We start from the raw sequence: 20264 nt of genomic DNA on the forward strand, positions 1-20264 counted from the left end.
AAGCAAATATTTTAGGTCGGTTTAAAAAATGAACAAGGTGCAGATCCCGGCGGGCGGAATCGTTTTTAAAGAAGGTGAAACGAATAACGCGATGTATGTGATTCTTTCCGGTTCGGTCGAAGTCTTTTTTACGAGAAAGAACATCGTACAACGTCTTGCAGTGATGAAAAAAGGGGATTTTTTCGGAGAGATGGCTTTGTTCCGCGCGATGCCGAGAACCGCAACGGCGAAGGCGATCTTAGATTGTCAACTTGCGGTGATCGAAAGCAAACAACAACTTGAGAAATTTCTAATCAACAACCCGGACTTTTCGGCTAAGATGGTTCGTATTCTTGCGGATCGATTGGCGAACACAAACGCGATTCTCATTTCAAAGTTGGAAGAATATTCAGGAGAATACGAATATAGGGTTCCCGAAGATTGATCGAATCATCGATCCACGTTTGATCGTTCTTATAGATCCGGCGAAAATACGAGGAACCGATCCTTTCCCGTTTTTTTCGCCTTGTAAAGAGCGGCGTCCGCGTTCTTAAACAATTCGTTCGTATCCTTTCCGTCCTCTGAAAATCTACAGATTCCTCCCGAAACCGTTACAGCCAAACCGTACTGACTCATGGACGCCTCGAGAAGATAATTCCGAAAACGATTCGCCGCTACGAGCGCGTTTTCCTTCGGAGTCTCGGGAAGAATCACCGCAAATTCTTCCCCGCCGATTCTGCAACAGATGTCTTCTTGTCGAAACGAATAGAGCATCGTTCCCGCGATCAAACGGAGAATGTCGTCACCGAATCCGTGCCCGTATGTATCGTTGACGATCTTAAAATTGTCCACGTCGAAGATCAAAAGACAAAAGTCCCTTTGGTATCTCGCGCTTCGGTTGATTTCTTTGTTGAGAATGATGTTGAAGTATCTTCGGTTGTAGATTCCGCTCGTTTCGTCGATGACCGTGTTTAGGATGATCTCTTCGAAGGAATAGAGTTCCACGATCTTCGGGTTTTCGATGATTCTATTTTTACTAAATATGTAATCCAACATCGACACTACGAAGTTCACGCTTCTTCCCAGGGAAGAACTCATGTTTTCGCCGTGATTGTAAATTTCGTCCCAGAGTTCCCGCGCTTCGTTCTCTTGGATTTCGAGATGGGATATTATTCTGAAAAAGTCGGAATAGAAAAAAGGATTGTTGGCGGAAAGTTCTCGGATGCGGATTTTGAATTCTTTCAAACCCGATTCCTGGTCGTGTAACAAGGATATGACCTTGGTTTTGAGATCGGGACCGATGTTTCGAATGGCTTTGAGCTGTTCATTCATCTTGATCAGTTCAAGCCTCGCCATTCCCGCGTTGTTCTCTTGGGCTTCGAGAATTCTTTCGGCCGCTAAAAGTTCACTTTCGCTGAGCCTGGAAATTCTTTCGTAAAGTTCCACCAAACCTTTGAGTCTGGTAATTTCATCTTGCTGGTTCAGGTCCATAACCTTACCACCTTCTTTTTCGCACGGCCTCCCGGAAGAGGCTTATTTTACAAACTTAAGGTTTGAAGGTTTTTTCAGTAAACTAAATAAACGCGTCCTGAGCTGAAATTAATGTTTGAAGCAAGTTATAATCTTACACTAAGTTGTCCTTTATGAAAAATGTAATCATCACAGGTGCAAGCTCCGGAATCGGTAAAGAATTGGCGAAATTGTATGCGTTAGCTGGGGCCAACGTGGCTCTTACGGCGAGAAGAAAGGATTCTTTGAAGAAGATCGCCGAAGAATTGAAGTCAGCCGGTGCGAAAGGGAAGATTCTTTTTGCTCCGCTCGACGTTTCCGACACGGATCAGAATTTTAAAGTGATACCGAAACTCGCAAAGGAACTCGGAGGTTTGGATCTGATCATTTTAAACGCGGGGATCTCAACGACTTCTTCTTATGGAGGAAGAAGTTTCGAAGCGGATCGCGCGGTGATTGAAACGAATTTGATCGGAGCGATGGCCGGTGTGGAAGCGGTTCTTCCGATTTTTCAAAAACAAAAGTCGGGTCAGATTGTTGCGATCTCTTCCGTCGCTTCTTTTAGAGGGCTTCCGGGTTCCGCGAGTTATTCTTCCTCGAAGGCTGGACTTTCCACATATATGGAAGCTTTGAGAGGTGAAATAAAACGTTTTAGAATTTCGGTGACTGTGATTCATCCGGGTTTTATAGACACTCCGATCAACAATCAGATGAAGTCGCGGCCATTTGTCGTTCCGGTGGAGAAGGGTGCACAAAAAATTTATAAAAGAATTGAAAACAATGTTTTATCGGCTACAGTTCCTTGGTTCCCATGGGCCTTCGTGGGATATCTTATGAAATGGATTCCTGAGTTTTTATGGTCGAAGATCACTCTGAAATAAATCATTCTTTTGAAAAACAAAACCCGCACGGAGGAAATCCGATTCGGGTTTTATTCGTTTGTCTCGGAAACATCTGTCGTTCTCCCGCAGCAGAGGGCGCGTTCTTGGATTTGATTCAAAGACGTAACTTAGAATCTTCCTTTTACGTGGATTCCTGCGGTACGTCACGCTATCATATCGGAGAATTGCCCGATCCGAGAACGAGACAAGCCGCGAGAAAAAAAGGAATCGAACTCGTTCACAAAGCGAGACAGTTTCGAAAGGAAGATTTTCGAGAGTTCGATTACATTCTCACCATGGACAAATCGAATCAAAAGGACGTTTTGTATCTTACGTCCGCGGACGAAGAAAAAAAGAAAGTTCAACTGTTTCGTTTTTTTCAAAAGGATTCCAAAAAAGATTCCGAAGTTCCCGATCCGTATTACGGAACCTTGAAGGACTTCGACGAAGTGCAAAATATTGTGTCGGATACCGCAGAAGACTTTCTGGAATTTCTCCTCTCTAGAAAACTGGATTTAAAAGCTTAAATACAGGAGGAATTTCCTCACACATGAGCGAATCCAAGAAAAAGAAAGTAGTCATCATCGGCGCCGGTTTCGGCGGTTTGCAAGCCGTTAAAAAACTTTCCGAGAACGCCGATCTCGAGATCACGGTCATCGATAAAAAGAATCATCACCTCTTTCAACCCCTACTCTATCAAGTTGCAACCGCGGTTTTGAGTCCCGCGGACATCGCGATTCCCACCCGTTCTTTGGTCGGGGAAAGTAAGAATGTAACCGTGGTTTTGGGCGAGGCGACTAAAATCGACCCGGCGACTAAAACGGTCTATTATCAAAACACTTCAACAAATTATGATTATCTAATATTGTCAGCCGGTGCAAAATCCAGTTATTTCGGAAACGATCACTGGGAAAAACATACGATCGGTCTGAAAAATCTCAAGGACGCCCTGAAAATTCGTCATAAACTTCTGATTTCCTTTGAAAAAGCGGAATTGTCCGGAGATCCGGAAGTCGTTAAATCGCTGTTAAACTACGTAATCATAGGCGGAGGACCGACCGGAGTGGAACTCGCGGGTTCCATCGCGGAACTTTCGCATCAGATCATCCGAGACGAGTTTCATACCATCGATCCCGCGTTGTCCAAGATCACTTTGATCGAGGCTTCTCCCCGTTTACTCATGACCTTTGACGCGTCTTTGGGAGAATTCACCAAAAAACGTCTGGAGAGTAGGGGAGTGGAAGTTCTTGTCGGAACTCGCGTGATCGACATCAACGAACACGGGGTTCAGCTGGAAGGAAAAACGATTCCCACTCAAACCGTGATCTGGGCGGCGGGTGTTCAGGCGAATACGATCGCAAGCACGTTAGGCGCCACCTTGGACCGTTCCGGAAGAGTGATGGTGGACGAATTCTGCAATATAGAGGGTCATCCCGAACTTTTTGTGATCGGAGATATCGCCAATTATTCGAAAGGATTGGAACGTCCTTTGCCCGGAGTTTCTCCCGTTGCGATGCAACAAGGAAGATATGTCGCGGCCTCGATTCAAAACGATCTCAAGGGCAAAAAAAGAAAACCGTTTCATTATATCGACAAGGGCGCGATGGCTACGATCGGAAGAACGGACGCGGTCGCTCAAGTGGGCGTGCTCAAGATGAAAGGTCTTTTCGGTTGGCTTGCTTGGCTTTTTGTCCACTTGTTCTATCAGGTGGGATTTAAGAATAAGGTTACGATTTTAATCACATGGGTTTGGTCGTATATCGCGTTCCGTGCGGAAGCGAGAGTGATTCAAGACGAGGTCAGCGCAAACGACAACGGATCGGCCTAACTTACTTTAGACGATCAGTTTTAGTTCGGTTTCTTTTGCGATTTTGGAGAAGATTTTATCTTCCGTGATTAAGGATCCGTTTAATTCGAGCGCGCTCACGGTCCGATAAACGTCACGCGTTCGTAGCAAAGCCGCTCTGACGCGCGTAAAAAAATTCTTGAATACTTCCTTCTTGCGGGAAGAATGCTCTGTGAAATGGACCCTTCCTTCTGGACAAACAAGACGATCGTAGTCACCGGAGGTTCTTCGGGAATCGGAGAAGCCGTTCTCGAGATCCTTTCCAAACTGGATTGTACATTGGTCAATCTTTCCAGAACCGAGCCTGCCTTGTTAAAGCGAAAAGGAAATATCGCGGCCGATCTGATTCACATTCCGACCGACTTGAGTTCGGAAAAGGAAATCGATAAGGCGGTTAAAAAAATTTCGAAAGACCTCAGAGGTATCGACGTTCTTTTTGCGAACGCCGGCGTCACCACACATTCTCGGTTTGACGGAACCCGCATCGAAACCTTTCGAAAAACCTTCGACATCAATTTTTTCGGACCGATCTATTTGATCCAAAGACTTCTGCCTCAGATCAAATTAAACCGAGGTTCGGTGATCGCGACTTCCACCGTGAGCGGGCTCTACGGCATTCCGGGTCGAAGCGCGTATTCTTCCTCGAAGTCCGCGTTACACGCCGCTTTGGAAGCCGCAAGAATCGAACTTTCCGAAGACGGCTTGTCGTTTATCATTTTTTGTCCTCCTTATACAAAAACGAAATTGCGCGCATCCGGTCTCGACGGAGACGGAAACGTTTTGAACGAGGCGCAACATTCGAGTAAAAAAATAAAATCTCCGCAAGAAGTCGCGCTTAAGATGATCGAAGCGGTGGAAGATCCGGGTTCGAAACTCGTCATCATGGACAGCTCCGGATTCTTTTTAAAATGGTTACGCAATATTGCTCCGGGATTTTTGGAGCGAACTCTATTCAAAAAACTTTATAAAGATTTTCACTAGAAGGGAAGCATGGAAACGAGAAGTGTTGTAAAGGAATTTCAGTTCGACTATCCTTTGATGAGAGTTTGGAACGCGGTCACCGTGAACGAAGAATTGATTCACTGGCTCGCGGATAAGGTAACCGGTCGTCCGAAAGAAGGCGCTAACTTTGCCTGGACTTGGAGACTCGGAATGGAAGGCGATCTCACAACCAACGGTATTTATAAAAAGATAATACCGTTAAAAGAATTGATACTGCTTTGGCAGGATCATCCCGCAGGCGATATCGAATTGAAACTGGAATTTCATTCTTTGAGTGAGAATTCTTCCAAGTTGGTCGTAACGAATTCCGGTTATCCCCTAGGCGATAAGTACGACGTTTGGATCGAAGCGGCCTCCGAAGGATGGGATGAAGAAGGAAAACATTTGAGAGAGTATCTCAAAAAATCTTGAACGTGCAAGGCCTCTAAAAAAAATGGTAAAAGGAACCTATAGGAACGGTGATTTTACCTGTGGAACTACCTGAATTAGAGACTTACTTTCAAACCCTCACAGACCTCACCGATACGATCGCCGTCGTCAATTCTCCTTATGAATCGGACTTCGAGCAGGACATCGGTCAGTTAGAACAGTATTTTACGGACATCGCTTCCAGACCTTGGGAAACTTCCGATCGTGAATACTTCAATCTGTTTTCCAGTCACTTCACATTTCACGCAAAAATCGTAGAAGAGATCATTCATGAAGCAAGACGCGTTCTGATTCCCGAAAGAAGAATCTACGTGAAACGTCTTGTCGCTTATCATAAGCACGGGGAAGAATGGTTCGCGGATCTTCAGAAGAAACGCAAACATTCCCAGAAAGACATGGTAACTGCCTGATTTCATTTGACAGCTACCCGCTTCTCAAAGAATCTGAGCCGGTGTCTTTACCGGCTCTTTTCATATTAACTTCTTCGACCGGGAGAATCTCTTGAAGTCCAAGCCCTTTCTCTGGTATCCAGTTCTTCTCTTTTTCGCAATCTTCCTATTCGATAAAATTTTCTTTTTGGATAAGGTCCGGGACTACGTAAAACAAGAATTCACTTACATCTACTACGACGTCAAAAAGGAACTTCTCCAGGAGATCGTTTCCAAATACGGTTCCGAGGGAGAATATTCCAAAAACCCGGAAAAGAAAAAGAAACTCATGATTCTCATGGGTTCTTCCCGGATGCTTTACTTTCAGAACTCGGATCTTCAGGCGTTTTATCCGGATTGGGATATCTACAATCTTTCTTCCGCGGTTACGACTCCCGCGTATTATCTCTACTTTCTGGAAGGTCTTTCCAAGGGCGGGGTGAATCCGGATCTGATCGTGATCGAAAGCGATCCGTTTCAATTCAACAAGAACAGCACTACATTCAAAAAATCGAATTTAGCAAACAGCTTCGATCCGATCTTCATTCTAAAATACGCATGGACATTGGGTAAGGAAAACGTAAACTATTACTTCGCGAATTTTCTTTTCGGTGTGAGTTACAACAAACCCTATGTCGGAAACGTAATCAAACGTCTGAAAAACGAGAATTTTGAAATCGGCGAGATGTTGAAGTCTATGACGATCGCAACGCTCAAAACCGATAAGGGAAATTCGATTTCTCCCGCGGGCGCGTATGTCGAAAAGGATTTCGGTAAGATTCAGGAGTCGGCGCGTAAAACGGTGGGTTGGATTTATCCTTCGTATGCTCCATCGGAAATGCAGTATTCTTTTTACGGGAAGATATTGGATCTGCTTCGGGAAAAAAAATGGAACGCTCTGTTCGTAAAACCGGGTGCGTCTGCGCCGATGGAAAAGGTCTTAAACGAGTTGAACATTCCCGAACCGTGGTTTGAAATCGTTCGTCCTCTTCACGAAAAGGCTGGGATTCCTTTGGTGGATATGAGCAAGGATTCTTATTACGCTTGTAACACGTATGCGGACAGCGGCCATATTTCTTTGGATTGTTATAGACCTTTCATCCGATTCATTTTACTCCACTACTATCTCGACAAAAAATAAATTTCACGGAGCCGTTCGATTCTCGGCTTCGGAATTTCTTGACTTTTGAATTCGGCTCTTTAACGTTTGTGGGAAGTTTTCAAAACTTACAAGGAATAATCATGAAACAACTCTGCTTGTCTCTTCTCGCAGTCGTGGCCGTTTCCTGCTCTACGATTCCCGGCGTGGAAAATAAGGGCAAGGATCAGGAAATTCAAATTCTCCCTCCGAATATCCGTGTGGAAAAATATAAGGAAACCTTCAACATGAAGGCCGAAGGTCCGGTCGTTACGGATTGTAGCGGCAAACCCTGTACTCCCGAACAACTCGACGGTTTAAAACCGGATCAGATCAAGAAGTTCAAAAAGAACGGAGCTTGGAAAGAATATCAGGAGAAGGAAGATTCCGCGACGAAGAAGAAAGTCAGCGTTCTCATTCGTACCGGTGAATACAAGGACGACAAACGCGAAGGTTCTTGGAAAACCCTGTATGAAACCGGAGAAGTTCTTCGTGACACTCCTTACGTCGGCGGCGTGAAGGAAGGCGAAGAGAAAAAATTAAAACGAGACGGAACTCCGACCGAAAGCACGGTTTACAAAGCGGATAAGAAGAACGGACCTTATTGGAAAAAGAACAACGAAGGTCTGATGGATGAGGAGGGTTCTTACAAAGACGATCAAAAAGACGGTCTTTGGACGGAATACTACGCGGAGCCCGGACAAAACGGAGCTAAGAAAAAAGTTTCCAATTACTCAAACGGACAGAAACAAGGCGCGGAAACTTCCTATCATAAGGACGGAAGCACCGTTCAAAGCGAAGGTTCTTACAAGGACGATCTGAAAACCGGAATTTGGAAAACGTATTACGACAACGGATCGATCCAGATGGAAGGCGGTTACAAACCGAAACCGGCTCCGGCGGACGAAAAGGAAAAAGATCCGAAAGAAAAGAAGGCTCTTCGTTCCGGCTATTGGAAAGAATATTATAAAAACGGAAACGTCTTCGCCGAAGGTCAAAGAGAACATACGCGCAAAGGCGTTTGGAAGTTCAATTGGAACAACGGAAATCCCGCTTACAAAGGCGAGATGATGAACGAGTTTATGATGTCCTCCGCGGAAGCGTATAACAAGGAAGGACAACTGATCGGGAAAGGAAAACTTCAATTCTCCATCATGAACATAGATGAGGCGACTAACGAGCTTAAGGCGAGTTACAAACCCGATATTCCGTTTACGTATTACAAAAACGGAAACAAACAGTTCGAAATCGTAAGCGACGCAAAGGCGATCGAATACGACGACAACGGTTCTAAAGTGGGCGAGGGTCCGATCATGGTCGGAACGAACAAAAAGAACGGTTGTTGGACTCTTGCTTCCGGTAAAGTGTATTACATCAACGGAAACGAAAACAAAAGAATGGGAGAAATGCAAGGCTGTAAGTAATCCTGCAAATTTTCCAGTGTCTCGCCGATTCAGCTAAGCTGAAGAGCGATAGATCGAAAGCGGAAGGTTGCCTTCCGCTTTTTTGTTTTCCGGTATGAATGCTTTTCGAAATTCTCCGATAATATCGTATGAGCATTGAAAATTCTCCGCGATCCTTTTGGAAACGCGACCTTACGATTTTTATTCCCACCGCGATTTTGTTTTTTATCATCGGTTATCTTCTGAGAAACTGCGGCCCCGGTTCGGACATCGGGAGAACCGCGAAGGTCACGTATAGCGGATCTTTTACACAAGGTATTCTCGTTTCTATGGATCGTAAATTTGTAAAGATCACCGATCCGGATCAGGAGATCCCCACGGAGTTGGTGGAGAAGATAGAATTCTTAGCCGAAGAAAAACCTTCGGACTCGGCCGAACTTTCCGCAAACGATAAACTTTTTGTGGGCACGTATCAACTTACCGTCGGTCCGCACAAGGGCACTCTCCAGTTTTTCGGAGGGAAGAACGGAAGACTTTATGGAATTCTAAAGTTCTCCAATTGGGGAAAAGGAAAAGCCGAATCGCTCGGAGGAATTTTTACGAAAGGAAATCAGATTCAATTCGTTCGTTCCTGCGTCGGCGTGAAATGTTCCGAGATCGGTAGCAACGTCCCATTCTCCCAAAAATATTCGGGCGTTTTGGAAGGACGTTCGATCAGCGGAACGTATCGAGGCAACAATAGCTCGGGCAATTGGGACGCGAAACGTTAAGTTAGGTCGGAACCTCGGCGCGAAAAGTCAGGCTACGGAATGTTTTTTGATCTTGGAAAGTTGATTTTGAATTTTTCTTTCCGCCTGCATAAGATCGTAGTCGTTTTGCAAACCTAACCAGAACTTGGGGGGAAGATCGAAATACTTTCCCAACTTGAGCGCGTATGTCGCGGATACGCTTCTTTTCCCGTGAATGATTTCGCTGATGCGGGATTGCGGAATTCCGGTATCCTTATACAATTGATACGCGCTTAAGCCCAGCGGTTTGAGAAATTCTTCGTTGAGAATGTCGCCCGGGTGAGGGTTTTTAATCCATTTTTTCATGTTCTTTCTTGATGACGTTTTGTGTTTTCAGGGTTTCAGTGATAATCCACGATTTCCACGTCATGCTCTCCTTGCTCATTCCAACGAAAACAAATACGCCATTGATCGTTGATTCGAATGCTATATTGACCCTTTCTGTCTCCGGAGAGAATCTCGAGTTTATTTCCCGGCGGAGATTTTAGATTTTCCACGCTCGAAGAGTTGTGGATCATCCTCAGTTTTCTAAGAGCGATTTCCGAAATCTGATTCGGGATCGATCTCACGAACAAACCTTCCCAGATTTTTGCGGTATCCTTGTTTTTAAAACTTTGGATCAACGAATTAATGCTTACACAATTTGTAAGTATTGTCAATGGAGAAAAGGGAGAATGTAGAAAAAACCTAAATCTACAAGCGCTCGGAGCGTTTCTCTTTTCGAAGAATGCTTGAATCGGATCGCAGGTCGTCCGATTCTTACCCTATGGAAAAAGATCTGCTTTCCGCAGAAGACGTGGAGTTTGCCAGAATCAAACTGGAAACTCTCAAAAAAGAATTGGGAAAAGAAATCACGGGACAAGACGAAGTCATTCGCAACGTCCTGGTTTGTCTCGTATGTCAGGGTCACGTTCTTTTGGAAGGAATGCCCGGACTTGCAAAAACCTTGCTCGCAAGATCTCTCGCGGGCGCTCTCGATCTGGACTTTAAAAGAATTCAATTCACTCCCGATCTTTTACCGGCCGACCTCGTCGGAACAGTCGTATTCAATCCAAAAACAACGGAATTCGAAACGAGAAAAGGGCCCGTGTTCACCGGAGTTCTACTCGCGGACGAAATCAATCGCGCGCCCGCAAAGGTTCAATCCGCTCTTCTCGAAAGTATGGAAGAGAAGACGATCACGATCGGAGATAAAACGTATAAACTCGATAAACCTTTTCTTGTGATCGCAACTCAGAACCCGATCGATCAGGACGGAACGTATCCTTTGCCCGAAGCGCAGATGGATCGGTTTTTGATGAAAGTCAACGTAAGTTATCCCGCATTGGAAGAGGAAGTCGCGATTCTCGATCAACACGGAAAACTCAACTCCGAAAACGGAAAGATCAAAAAGGTAGTAACCTCCAAAGAGATCCTAAAACTTTCATCCTTGGTGGACGACGTATTCATCGAAGAGAAAATCAAGTCCTACATCGTTCGTTTGGTTCGTAATACAAGACCGGAAGAAAGAACCATCCCCGAGTTGATACCTTATATCCGTCACGGAGCTTCTCCTCGGGCGTCCTTGAGTATATTAAAAAGTTCTAAAGCGAATGCGCTTTTAAACGGAAGAACGTATGTCATTCCCGAAGACGTCAAGGTTTCGCTCGTGGAAATTCTAAGACATAGAATTCTTCTTACGTTCGAAGCCATCTCCGAGGAATTGAACGTGGAATCCCTGATTCAAACCGTTGTGGAGGCGACTCCGGTTCCTTAAACGCGAGTTTGCCGGACGATTCGAATGATCCGCAAAGAATTTTTATCGATTCTCTCGAGCCTGGAGCTCGGACGCAGGACCCGTTCTTTAAAGGAAAAGACCGGAAGCGCGGAAAGTCCCAAACGGGGAAGAGGCCTCGACTTTAAGGACGTTCGTCTTTACAGTTTTGGAGACGATACTCGTCTCATCGATTGGAATGTAACCTCCCGATTCGGAGAACTTTACGTTCGAGAATTTTACGAAGAGAAAGAAAGACAGGCCATTCTGTTTTACGATATATCCTCTTCGATGGAATGGGGTTCCGGAGAATTTTCGCGGGCCGAAAATGCGTTTCAAGTTCTCGCGCTTATTTCGCTTCTTTATGTTCAAAAAGGGAATCGTGCAAAGATCGTTCTTTATTGCGACAAGGTCGAATGGGAAACCGATTTTCTAAAATCAAGAGACGAACTACTTCCCGTTTTAAAAAAGATTTCCGTGCGAGATCTCGTGTCGCGTCCTTCAAATCCTCTTTTGCCGTTTCAATATCTAAAAAACCGAGTTCATAGACACGCGGAAGTATTTTTGTTAAGCGACTTCATCGGAATCCGGAATCTAAAAAAATATTCCGGTTTGAAAAAACATTATTCACTGCACGCGATTCGATTCAGGGATCCTCTTGAAATCGATCCTCCGAAATCTATGTTGTCCTTTTTTTATACCCGTGACCCCGAGGAAAAAGCCGGAGGGCTTTTGGGTAAAAGTTTTTCTCCGGAATTCGAACTCAGATCCTTACGGTCCTTTTTTCAGTCCTCTCTTTTGGATCTGACCGAACAGGATTTGAAATCCAAGGGCCTGATCCGGTATTTTTCAAAATGAAAAAGAGAATTCATATTTTATTGTATTCTTGGATTCTAATATTCTACGCTGGGTTCGGGCTCGTCGCGGATCTGAACGCCGGAACGGTCGAATCGATTTCGCCGCAGAAGGCTTTGATCGGAGAAAAAATCCGTTACGAACTCAAATGGACCGGAGCCGATGTGAAGGACGTTCAGTTTCCCGAAGTAGGATTTCATTTTTCGGAAAACGCACCGGATCTTCCCTGGTTCGAGGTTTTATATTCCGAAAAAAAGGAGAATTCGCTTACGGTCGACTTCGCATATTACGTTACGGGGGAATATTGGATTCCCGTTTCCTGGACCGACTCGAACGGTAAAAAAGAATTTTCCAAAGAGAAAGTGCTCGTGGATTCTTCGATTCCGGATTCGGATACCGGGCCGGCCGATATCATTCCTCCTATGACTTTTTCGGGTTCTTATTTGGGAAGACTTCTCGTATTTCTGATCCTCGGCGGTTTGTTGATTGCCTTCGGGATCTACGCGTATCGGATTTATTCTTCCGAAAATTCTCCGTTAGACGCCATCATTCAGGCCGAGCCGACCTTGGAACGAATCGAAGTTTTTGAGATTCGATTGAATGAACTTTTAAAAAAAGAACCGATTCCCGCGCGGGACTTCGCTCGTTTGTTGTCCGGTTATATCCGCGAAAAATCCGCGAATCTTTCGGGAAGAAAAACTTCTGCTTTCACGGAAGTCGAATTGTTCCGTTTTTTATACGATCAGTTTCCGTTCGAGGAAAAGGAGCTTCAATCCTGGCGGAAATTTCTTACTGAAAAAAAATTCAGACCGGGAGAGGCGTTTCTTACTAAGGAAGATGCAGAGGATAAATTCTCGCATTGGAAAGGGATCTGGGATAAAAAATGAATTTCGAATATCCTTACGCTCTTTTTCTGCTGGCTCCGGTTTGGATCTGGGCTCTCATATATTATAAAAACAAAATGTATTTACGAAGAATGGAAGTCCGCCTCCCCGGTAGAAGGGAAGGGGTCCTTTCTAAGTTCGAAAATCTCGGAATCTTTCTTCCGTTGTTACGTCCGATCGCGATCAGTTTGATCGTTGTCGCGCTCGCGGGTCCGGGTAAAAAAACCACATTCCTTCCCGATGAAAAAGAAGGAATCGATATCATGATCGCATTGGACGTTTCCGGTTCCATGTCGAGAAGCAGGGATTTTCTTCCGGAAACAAGGCTGGGTGTTTCGAAAAAACTTCTTCGCAGATTTATCGAAAAAAGAAAGAACGATCGGCTCGGTCTTGTCGTGTTTGCGGGCGCGGCTTATCTGCAGGCTCCGTTGACGGGGGATCGAGAATCTCTCAACGAAATTTTGGGAACGATTGAAGAAGAAACCGTGGAGGAACAAGGAACCGCGATCGGCGACGCGATCATTCTTTCCACATATCGATTGAGAACTTCTCAAGCGAGATCCAGGTTGATCGTTCTCATCACCGATGGAGTTTCCAATACGGGTAAGATCGATCCGGTGACGGCGACCGATCTCGCGGAACATATTGGCGCGAAGATTTATTCGATCGGAATCGGAAAGGAAGACAGTTCTTACGAGATCAATTTCGAAATTCTTCAAGAGCTTTCCGCAAATACGGGAGGTCAATTCTTTCGCGCCGAAGATCCGGAAGAGATGAGGGCCGTACTTGCGTCGATCGACACTCTTGAAAAAGATCCTTTGCAGGCTCCTCCCAAGGAAGTCCGCGAAACGGAATACGAGATCTGGCTCTACAGAGCGCTCGCGGTTCTGCTGTTGGATCTGATGTTACGTTCTTTCTTTTTCAGGTATTACGTATGAACTACGAATTTTCCTCGTATCTGAAAAGCGTATTCCTCGCCGTGACGGTCGTCTGGATAATATATTCCATTCTTAGAATATTCGTAGTTTATAAAATAAAGGAATGGAGAATCTTTTATCCCGGTCTCGAACGGGTTTCTTCCTTTCCGAATACGCGCCTCGTTTTGGCGAGAGTTCTTCTGATCTTTGCGGTTTTGACCTGCGTGTTCTTTTCCGGTTTGAAAACCGATTATAAGGACGAAAAAAGGGAGGAATCTTTCAAGGGAGTCGATATACTCTTTCTTGTGGACGTAAGTCTTTCCATGCAAGCAATCGACAGTCAGCCCAATCGATTGGCGAGGTTTAAGGAAATTCTATTGCGTATGCTTCCCGGGTTTTCCGGGAATCGATTCGGTATGATCGTGTTCGCCGCCAGTCCGTTTTTATACTGTCCGATGACCTCCGACATCTCCGCGTTTTCGGATTACGTTCGCGGTTTGGACGTGGACATGGTGGGAGATCGGGGCACGGATTTGAATAAGGCTTTTTTAAAAGCGGACGAATTGCTCAAGTCTGAAAAGATTTTTCGGAATCGGATTCTGATTTTGGTTACGGACGGGGAGGATCAAAACGATCCGGAGCCGATTTCGTTTCCCGCGAATTTTCAAGTATGGGCCGCGGGAACACCGGAAGGCGGACCGATCGCATACAACGACGAGGATTCGGGGCTCAGCGGATTTCTTTTGAAGGACGGAACTCTTACGCCTAACTTCAATTCGCCGGGGATCATACACTCCAAAATGAATCATAACTTCTTAAGAAATCTTGCAAGTAAGAACGACGGATCTTTTTATACCTTGGACGGAAATCCTCCCGATCCGGAAACGCTTAAAAAGGAGATTCTTACTTTGGAAGAGAACTTGTATTCGAGAAAGAAGGATCTGAAACGCGCCGAAGGTTCCGGAAAATTTCTGTTCGTAGCAGTTCTTCTTCTTTTGGCGGATTGGATTTTCGTGGAATACTTTCTGTTTTCAAAAAAGAAATCGGGAACGGCCGCATGAAACGAATTCGTACATTGAAATATTCGACTCTTCTAATGTTCCTGTGTTTCTGTTTTGCGGGTTCCGCCCACGCAGTAGAGTTGGATCCGGGAGGAAACCGGGTCGGCGAGGGTCTCGAACACTACAATCAGGGAGAATATTCGGAATCCTTGAAAATGTATCAGGAAGCCGAGTCCTATTTTCCGGAGGATTCAAGACTGGAATTCAATCGGGGTTCCGTAGAGTTTAGATCGGGTAACGTCGATAAGGCGATTCGACATTTTGAAAAATCGGCAAATTCTCCCTCGTCCTCTCCCGAGGTTCAATGGAAATCCAGATTCAATCTGGGAAACAGTTATATGCGTATGGGAGACCGTAAAAAAGCCGCGGAAGAATATATCAAAGCCCTAAAACTCAATCCGAATCTTACCGAAGCGAGAAAAAATCTGGAGTATCTGAGAAGAACACCTCCGCCTAATTCGGGTTCGGCGAACTCCGGTTCTCAAAATCAACCCAAGAATTCGAAAAATTCTCAGCCGCAAAACAATTCTCCGCAGAGCGGGAGCGGAACGTTTTCGGGGAACGGAGATTCTCAAGAAAAGAATAGTAAAGAACACGGTTCTCAGAACCCAAGAGATCGTCTAACCGATGAGGAAACAAAAAGGATCATGGATTCCCTGGATCTGAACAAGGTGCGCAGAAAAAGTAGAAAGAGCCGGGACAGAGAGGTTTTTTGGTGAAGCACATTTTGGTTTTATCCTTTTTGGTTTGTACGTTTCCGATTTTTGCCGAGGAAACAAAATTCTACGTTACGCGAAACATGTTTCATCTCGGAGAAGAATCGTATGCGGTTTTCGAGATGGACATCGGAGCCAAATTCTCCATTCCTCAAAATTCCGTTTCCAACGGGGACGTAACCGTTTTTTACGCGGGTTCGGAAGAGAACACCACGATCATCAACTTTCAAGTTTTTAGAAAACGTCTTTTAAAATTCAGAATCAAGGCGATACGACAAGGAGTGTTTTCGCTTCCTCCGGTCAGCATAGAAGTGAACGGAAAAAAATTCGTTCCCGGTCCTTTGCAGATTCAGGTTCTTGCAAGATCACAAACCGCGAAGAGTAGGGGAGGTTCCTTCTTCGATCGATTCTTTCAGTTTGAAGGAGAGGATCTTCCCGAAACCGCGGACTTAAAAGTGATCTTTCAAACGAGTAAGAAGGAAGCTTGGATCGGCGAACCCATCATCGGTTACTTTACGTTGTATTACAGGGACGTTCGTAAACCGTACTTCGATCGAAATCCCGCGGACTCGATTCAGTTTCCGTATTTTAGAAGCGAGATTCTTACGGGAGTCGCCGTGAAAATTCCCGATCAGGTTTTATACGAAGGAAACATCTACGATATCGCAGTGTATAACAAGGAAATTTATTCTTTAATACCGCTTCGCGCGGGAGAATATCATCTCGGTAAAACTACGTTTTCACTCGAAGGTCAACTTCAATCCTACTTTAACGCGAAAACGATTTCCACAACTCCGAATAAGATTCAGGTAAAGGAACTTCCTAAATTCGCGGGAAACTTCAGCGGCGCGGTCGGAAAGTTTAAGGCGAGGGCCAGAATCAAAAACGATCCGAGTTCGATCGAAGCGGACGATACCTTGTATGTGAGCGTGACGATAGAGGGGGAAGGAAATCTTTCTTCGGTGAAGGAACCGCTTCCGGTTTGTGCCGATGAAAAGAATTGTTCCTCCGGAATCACGTTGTATGACACTGCGAGGACTTGGAAATTCACGGAACTGGAGAACTCGGGTTACGGTTTTTATTCCACCGCAAGATTCGAATACGGATTTCGAATGCGTTCGATCGGAGTTTGGAAGGATGAAAGACGGGACTTCGTTTTTTTCGATCCCGACGCGGGAAGTTATAAGACCGTTTCGTTTGAAATTCCATCCGTAAACGTTCTACCTCCGACTCGAAACAAAAAACGTTCTCAGGAAAATAATTCGATCCGTCCGATTTCGGAAGAATGGAATATTCAAGTTTTATTGATTTCATCGGCGGGTTTGTTGTTCTTCTTTGTGGGGATTCTTACTTGGTTGCGTTTGAGAAAACCGGACGCCGAACTCGGCGCGATCTTATCGATTCCGATCCTATTTCCGATCTGGGGAATTCTCATTTTAAAAGAACTTGACCTGCGAGTGGGAACCAAAAGAGGCTTGGTATTAAGGCAGTCCCTGCTTGCAAAAGGGGTTTCCGAAGCCGACGTTTCCTTTTTGGTGCAAGTCTCCAAGGGAGAATCCGGTTTTGCGGAACTTGCTGTTCGGTTAAATTTTCAAGATCGAAAACATCTGATCAATGCGGCAAACCGCCTTTTGAAAAATAGAAAAGAGGAAGATCTATGAGCGAAGAAATCAAAGGCAGAATTTCCGTCGAGACGGAGAATATTTTTCCAATCATCAAAAAATGGCTCTATTCCGAAAAAGATATCTTTATTCGAGAACTCGTATCCAACGCAAGCGACGCGATCACAAAGTTAAGAAAGATCGCATTCTCCGAAGAATTCGAAGGCGGCACCGATTATAGAATCGATCTAGAATTCGATCAGGAAAAAAGAACTCTTACGATCGAAGACAACGGAATCGGTATGAGTTCCGATGAGGTTCAGAAATACATCAATCAGATCGCGTTCTCCAGTGCGGAAGAATTCGTAAAAAAATTTCAAGGGGAAGGGGCAAAACCCGAGATCATCGGTCATTTCGGTTTGGGTTTTTATTCCTGCTTTATGGTTTCCACGAAGGTGATCATCGAAACCAAGTCGTATAAAAAAGGTTCGACCGGCGTCGTATGGGAAAGCGAATCCGGTACGGAATTCTCCTTACGTTCTTCGGACAAATCTACAAGAGGAACCAAAATCACTTTGTTCCTCGACGGAGATTCGGGAGAATATCTGGATCAGTGGAAACTGAAAGAACTGATTCGTAAATACTGCGACTTTTTACCGGTTGCGATCTTCGTAAAAAACGAACAAGCCAACAAACAAACTCCTCTTTGGTCCGAAACACCCGCGTCCGTTACCAAGGAGAAATACGATGAGTTTTACAATTATCTTTTTCCGTTTTCGGGCGAACCTCTTTTTCACGTTCACTTAAACGTGGACTATCCGTTTCGTCTCCAAGGAATATTATATTTTCCTAAACTCAAACACGAATTGGACGTAAACCAATCCGGTATCAAACTCTATTGCAATCACGTGTTCGTAAGCGACGACGCGAACGATCTGGTTCCGAAATTTCTCACCGTTCTCAAAGGAACGATCGACATTCCCGATCTTCCTCTCAACGTTTCTCGTTCTTATCTGCAAAGCGATCCTTTGGTGAAGAAGATATCCTCGCATATCGTAAAAAAAATCGCGGATCGTCTGAACGAAGAATTCAAAAAGAGCGAAGAGGACTTCACGAAAAACTGGGACGAAATTTCGATTTTCGTAAAATACGGAATGCTCACGGACGACAAGTTCTACGACGCGGCAAAAGATCTCGTGTTCTTCAAAACTTCGAACGGTGCAATCGTACGTCTCGAAGATTATTGGAATAAAAACAAGGATAAGAACAACGGCAAGGTCTTTTACGCGAACGAGTCGGAGACTTCTTCCGTATATATGGATCTTCTAAAGTCTCAAGGACTCGAAGCGATCCTCGTGGATACAAGAATCGATTCTCACTTTGTTCAGTTTCTCGAATCCAAAAATCCGGACATGAAGTTTCAGAGAGTGGATTCCGAACTCGCGGACGGAGTAGTGGATCAGGAAAATTCTTCCCAAATCGTCGACGGCGATAACAAAACCGAGTCCGATCGTGTGCGTGAACTGTTCGAGAAGACCTTAAAACGAGACGGTTTGGAAATCAAGGCGGAACCGCTCAAAGCGGAGGGTGTTCCCGCGGTCGTTCTTTTGCCCGAACAATTGAGAAGGCTCAGCGAGATGAACATGATGGGCGGTCAGAAACCTATGGATCTGCTCAAGAATCATACCCTCGTGATCAACACGAGATCGTCTCTTGTGAAGAACATTCTTTCCTTGTCGACGGGGGTAGGTTCGTCTAAGGCCGATAAGTTGGTCCGTACGGTATACGATATGGCCCTTTTATCCTCCAAGATTTTCGGGGAAGCCGAGTTTTCGGAATATCTCAAGCGGACCACGGAGACTTTAGAGGAACTGAGCGCCTCCTAAAAACCGGAAAAAAGACTTGGAATTCCGAAGTTGGTCCGATACATATACTGTGCGTTTTATGGATCGACTTCGGACAAAACTTTTTCTGATTCTACTCCTAACTTCGGCGAACGTTTTAACCGCTCAAACCACGCCGACTTCCGCCCCCGTTTCTCAACCGGCCAATCCGGAGGAGAATGGAGACGTTCACAAAAAAGACGCCGCCACACTCGATAAGGAATACTACGAATATTATTTCCGTACGATCCCGGACATCGACGCACTCGAAAAGGCAAAGTTAGAATACAACCTCATCCGTTCCTTTAAACTCGAACTCAGAAGAAGAGAACCTTCCGTTACTCAGGAATATCTCAAACAGATCAAAGCGGCGAGCATTCGCTACGAAAGGGTTCAGGGGAATTCCATCTGGATGCGAGGAATTCGGAATCAAATGCAACACATTCGATTTCAGGAATATATGTATATCGTAATATACGACAAATACTTTCTGTATATATCCTACGAGATGAATCCTTCTCGATACGTGATGGAACCGTATCAGGTGCAGTTGATCTTCCAAAAGGAAAATCCGTTTTTTATCAAGCTACCTGACCCTTGAAGATCCAGTAGTAAATTCCCGCAGACAGTATAAGCCCGGAAAAACAAAGTCCCGCCATCGCGAACATCTCCAGAAAGTCGAAGTCGTTGATAAAGAGGGAATTCTTTTTGATTCTCGCCAAAACTCTGGTTTTGCCGAACGTCTCGAAGGTCAATCGACGCACTTCGATACTGTCTCCCACCCTAAGTCTTTGGTGAAGATTCTCGTCCACTTGTTCCGTGATTTCGTATAACTTTCCGGATTCGTCCGGAACACGATACGAAACGAGATAGGCTCTCTTTCCCGATTTTTCCACACGCACGGATTCCGTGAGCGTTCCGAAAACGGTCGGGCCCGGTTCTCTTAGATTTTGATAGACTTGACCGAGATGTTTGTTTTCGCCGGAGACGATGAGATAAAAAGGAAGAAAGAAAAGAATCGAACCGAATCCGATCGTTAAAAGGATCTTGTAAAACGGAGTGGTGTATGACGAATTCATGTATAAGAACGATCCGGTTCTAAACCGTTAGTTTTCCAATCCTTGCGATTATTACAACCAGATAAAATGGAATCAAATGCGGAATTTCAGGATGGCGACGTTTTTCAATCCT

At 44.9% G+C, this 20264-nt stretch carries 23 protein-coding genes and 1 pseudogene; 19 read left to right on the top strand and 5 right to left on the bottom strand.

Annotated elements, in window-relative coordinates:
* Positions 1–28: 28 nt before the first annotated feature.
* Positions 29–424, top strand: a complete 396-nt coding sequence (locus CH367_RS10245) for a cyclic nucleotide-binding domain-containing protein (protein ID WP_100762423.1) — start codon at positions 29–31, stop codon at positions 422–424.
* A 29-nt stretch (positions 425–453) separates the two neighbouring features.
* Here CH367_RS10245 and CH367_RS10250 read toward each other — a convergent pair whose 3' ends face one another.
* Positions 454–1470: a sensor domain-containing diguanylate cyclase gene (locus CH367_RS10250; protein WP_100762424.1), complete on the bottom strand. Its 1017-nt coding sequence runs from the start codon at positions 1468–1470 to the stop codon at positions 454–456.
* A 152-nt stretch (positions 1471–1622) separates the two neighbouring features.
* Here CH367_RS10250 and CH367_RS10255 point away from each other — a divergent pair, with 152 nt between their 5' ends.
* From CH367_RS10255 to CH367_RS10265, 3 genes are read left to right on the top strand one after another with little or no spacing between them, the layout of a single operon-like run.
* Positions 1623–2369: an SDR family oxidoreductase gene (locus tag CH367_RS10255; RefSeq protein ID WP_100762425.1), complete on the top strand. Its 747-nt coding sequence runs from the start codon at positions 1623–1625 to the stop codon at positions 2367–2369.
* Positions 2345–2896 carry a low molecular weight protein-tyrosine-phosphatase gene (locus CH367_RS10260; RefSeq protein ID WP_100762426.1) on the top strand — a complete coding sequence of 184 codons (552 nt, stop codon included), beginning with the start codon at positions 2345–2347 and terminating at the stop codon, positions 2894–2896. The genes CH367_RS10255 and CH367_RS10260 overlap by 25 nt, the downstream gene beginning before the upstream one ends.
* A 23-nt stretch (positions 2897–2919) precedes the next feature.
* Entirely contained in the window at positions 2920–4197 is a 1278-nt protein-coding gene (locus CH367_RS10265; RefSeq protein ID WP_100762427.1) for an NAD(P)/FAD-dependent oxidoreductase, read from the top strand.
* Between the two features lie 6 nt (positions 4198–4203).
* On the opposite strand, the pseudogene CH367_RS10270 reads toward CH367_RS10265, so the two are convergent.
* Positions 4204–4293: pseudogene (locus tag CH367_RS10270) on the bottom strand (PIN domain-containing protein); the annotation flags it as partial.
* Between the two features lie 87 nt (positions 4294–4380).
* On the opposite strand from CH367_RS10270, the gene CH367_RS10275 reads away from it, so the two are divergent.
* The 6 genes from CH367_RS10275 to CH367_RS10300 all read left to right on the top strand — a co-directional run bounded on the left by CH367_RS10275 (position 4381) and on the right by CH367_RS10300 (position 9385).
* Entirely contained in the window at positions 4381–5196 is an 816-nt protein-coding gene (locus tag CH367_RS10275) for an SDR family NAD(P)-dependent oxidoreductase (protein WP_100762428.1), read from the top strand.
* Between the two features lie 9 nt (positions 5197–5205).
* A complete protein-coding gene (locus CH367_RS10280; protein WP_100762429.1) occupies positions 5206–5628 on the top strand; it encodes an SRPBCC family protein in 423 nt (140 codons plus the stop codon).
* A 59-nt stretch (positions 5629–5687) separates the two neighbouring features.
* Entirely contained in the window at positions 5688–6056 is a 369-nt protein-coding gene (locus CH367_RS10285; protein ID WP_100762430.1) for a hypothetical protein, read from the top strand.
* Between the two features lie 91 nt (positions 6057–6147).
* Positions 6148–7215, top strand: coding sequence for a DUF1574 domain-containing protein (locus CH367_RS10290; protein WP_100762431.1), 1068 nt, complete (start codon positions 6148–6150; stop codon positions 7213–7215).
* A gap of 101 nt (positions 7216–7316) precedes the next feature.
* On the top strand, positions 7317–8636 hold the full coding sequence (locus CH367_RS10295) for an LIC20035 family adhesin (RefSeq protein ID WP_100762688.1): 1320 nt from the start codon (positions 7317–7319) through the stop codon (positions 8634–8636).
* Between the two features lie 128 nt (positions 8637–8764).
* Positions 8765–9385 (top strand): LIC20036 family protein, encoded by a 621-nt coding sequence (locus CH367_RS10300; RefSeq protein WP_100762432.1) that lies wholly within the window; start codon positions 8765–8767, stop codon positions 9383–9385.
* Between the two features lie 27 nt (positions 9386–9412).
* On the opposite strand, the gene CH367_RS10305 is transcribed toward CH367_RS10300, so the two are convergent.
* A complete protein-coding gene (locus CH367_RS10305) occupies positions 9413–9709 on the bottom strand; it encodes a HigA family addiction module antitoxin (protein ID WP_100762433.1) in 297 nt (98 codons plus the stop codon).
* A 35-nt stretch (positions 9710–9744) separates the two neighbouring features.
* Complete coding sequence (locus CH367_RS10310; RefSeq protein ID WP_100762434.1) at positions 9745–10026, bottom strand: type II toxin-antitoxin system RelE/ParE family toxin; 282 nt, start codon at positions 10024–10026, stop codon at positions 9745–9747.
* A gap of 143 nt (positions 10027–10169) precedes the next feature.
* Between CH367_RS10310 and CH367_RS10315 the strand changes: the two genes are divergently transcribed.
* From CH367_RS10315 to CH367_RS10355, 9 genes are read left to right on the top strand one after another with little or no spacing between them, the layout of a single operon-like run.
* Positions 10170–11159, top strand: coding sequence for an AAA family ATPase (locus CH367_RS10315; protein ID WP_100762435.1), 990 nt, complete (start codon positions 10170–10172; stop codon positions 11157–11159).
* 24 nt (positions 11160–11183) lie between these two features.
* Positions 11184–12014, top strand: coding sequence for a DUF58 domain-containing protein (locus CH367_RS10320; RefSeq protein WP_100762436.1), 831 nt, complete (start codon positions 11184–11186; stop codon positions 12012–12014).
* Positions 12011–12898 (top strand): LB_053 family protein, encoded by an 888-nt coding sequence (locus CH367_RS10325; protein ID WP_100762437.1) that lies wholly within the window; start codon positions 12011–12013, stop codon positions 12896–12898. The genes CH367_RS10320 and CH367_RS10325 overlap by 4 nt, the downstream gene beginning before the upstream one ends.
* The gene (gene batA, locus CH367_RS10330) at positions 12895–13833 is read left to right on the top strand and encodes a VWA domain-containing protein BatA (RefSeq protein WP_100762438.1); all 939 of its coding nucleotides are present in this window, start codon (positions 12895–12897) and stop codon (positions 13831–13833) included. Before CH367_RS10325 ends, batA begins: the two co-directional genes overlap by 4 nt.
* Positions 13830–14873, top strand: a complete 1044-nt coding sequence (gene batB / locus CH367_RS10335; protein WP_100762439.1) for a VWA domain-containing protein BatB — start codon at positions 13830–13832, stop codon at positions 14871–14873. The genes batA and batB overlap by 4 nt, the downstream gene beginning before the upstream one ends.
* Positions 14870–15592: a TPR repeat-containing protein BatC gene (batC, locus tag CH367_RS10340; RefSeq protein WP_100762440.1), complete on the top strand. Its 723-nt coding sequence runs from the start codon at positions 14870–14872 to the stop codon at positions 15590–15592. Before batB ends, batC begins: the two co-directional genes overlap by 4 nt.
* Positions 15586–17250 (top strand): BatD family protein, encoded by a 1665-nt coding sequence (locus tag CH367_RS10345; RefSeq protein WP_425268828.1) that lies wholly within the window; start codon positions 15586–15588, stop codon positions 17248–17250. Before batC ends, CH367_RS10345 begins: the two co-directional genes overlap by 7 nt.
* Complete coding sequence (gene htpG / locus CH367_RS10350) at positions 17247–19076, top strand: molecular chaperone HtpG (RefSeq protein ID WP_100762441.1); 1830 nt, start codon at positions 17247–17249, stop codon at positions 19074–19076. The genes CH367_RS10345 and htpG overlap by 4 nt, the downstream gene beginning before the upstream one ends.
* A gap of 49 nt (positions 19077–19125) precedes the next feature.
* Positions 19126–19674, top strand: a complete 549-nt coding sequence (locus tag CH367_RS10355) for a hypothetical protein (protein WP_425268837.1) — start codon at positions 19126–19128, stop codon at positions 19672–19674.
* On the opposite strand, the gene CH367_RS10360 is transcribed toward CH367_RS10355, so the two are convergent.
* Entirely contained in the window at positions 19655–20152 is a 498-nt protein-coding gene (locus CH367_RS10360; RefSeq protein WP_100762443.1) for a hypothetical protein, read from the bottom strand. The genes CH367_RS10355 and CH367_RS10360 overlap by 20 nt on opposite strands.
* Between the last annotated feature and the right edge of the window lie 112 nt (positions 20153–20264).

The organism is Leptospira barantonii, assembly GCF_002811925.1.
Classification (GTDB): Bacteria; Spirochaetota; Leptospiria; order Leptospirales; family Leptospiraceae; genus Leptospira; species Leptospira barantonii.

Coding starts and splice junctions, on each gene's coding strand:
- CH367_RS10245 (WP_100762423.1), top strand. CDS start 29: ATGAACAAGGTGCAGATCCCGGCGGGCGGAATCGTTTTTAAAGAAGGT.
- CH367_RS10250 (WP_100762424.1), bottom strand. CDS start 1,470: ATGGACCTGAACCAGCAAGATGAAATTACCAGACTCAAAGGTTTGGTG.
- CH367_RS10255 (WP_100762425.1), top strand. CDS start 1,623: ATGAAAAATGTAATCATCACAGGTGCAAGCTCCGGAATCGGTAAAGAA.
- CH367_RS10260 (WP_100762426.1), top strand. CDS start 2,345: ATGGTCGAAGATCACTCTGAAATAAATCATTCTTTTGAAAAACAAAAC.
- CH367_RS10265 (WP_100762427.1), top strand. CDS start 2,920: ATGAGCGAATCCAAGAAAAAGAAAGTAGTCATCATCGGCGCCGGTTTC.
- CH367_RS10275 (WP_100762428.1), top strand. CDS start 4,381: ATGCTCTGTGAAATGGACCCTTCCTTCTGGACAAACAAGACGATCGTA.
- CH367_RS10280 (WP_100762429.1), top strand. CDS start 5,206: ATGGAAACGAGAAGTGTTGTAAAGGAATTTCAGTTCGACTATCCTTTG.
- CH367_RS10295 (WP_100762688.1), top strand. CDS start 7,317: ATGAAACAACTCTGCTTGTCTCTTCTCGCAGTCGTGGCCGTTTCCTGC.
- CH367_RS10300 (WP_100762432.1), top strand. CDS start 8,765: ATGAGCATTGAAAATTCTCCGCGATCCTTTTGGAAACGCGACCTTACG.
- CH367_RS10305 (WP_100762433.1), bottom strand. CDS start 9,709: ATGAAAAAATGGATTAAAAACCCTCACCCGGGCGACATTCTCAACGAA.
- CH367_RS10315 (WP_100762435.1), top strand. CDS start 10,170: ATGGAAAAAGATCTGCTTTCCGCAGAAGACGTGGAGTTTGCCAGAATC.
- CH367_RS10320 (WP_100762436.1), top strand. CDS start 11,184: ATGATCCGCAAAGAATTTTTATCGATTCTCTCGAGCCTGGAGCTCGGA.
- CH367_RS10325 (WP_100762437.1), top strand. CDS start 12,011: ATGAAAAAGAGAATTCATATTTTATTGTATTCTTGGATTCTAATATTC.
- batA (WP_100762438.1), top strand. CDS start 12,895: ATGAATTTCGAATATCCTTACGCTCTTTTTCTGCTGGCTCCGGTTTGG.
- batB (WP_100762439.1), top strand. CDS start 13,830: ATGAACTACGAATTTTCCTCGTATCTGAAAAGCGTATTCCTCGCCGTG.
- batC (WP_100762440.1), top strand. CDS start 14,870: ATGAAACGAATTCGTACATTGAAATATTCGACTCTTCTAATGTTCCTG.
- htpG (WP_100762441.1), top strand. CDS start 17,247: ATGAGCGAAGAAATCAAAGGCAGAATTTCCGTCGAGACGGAGAATATT.
- CH367_RS10360 (WP_100762443.1), bottom strand. CDS start 20,152: ATGAATTCGTCATACACCACTCCGTTTTACAAGATCCTTTTAACGATC.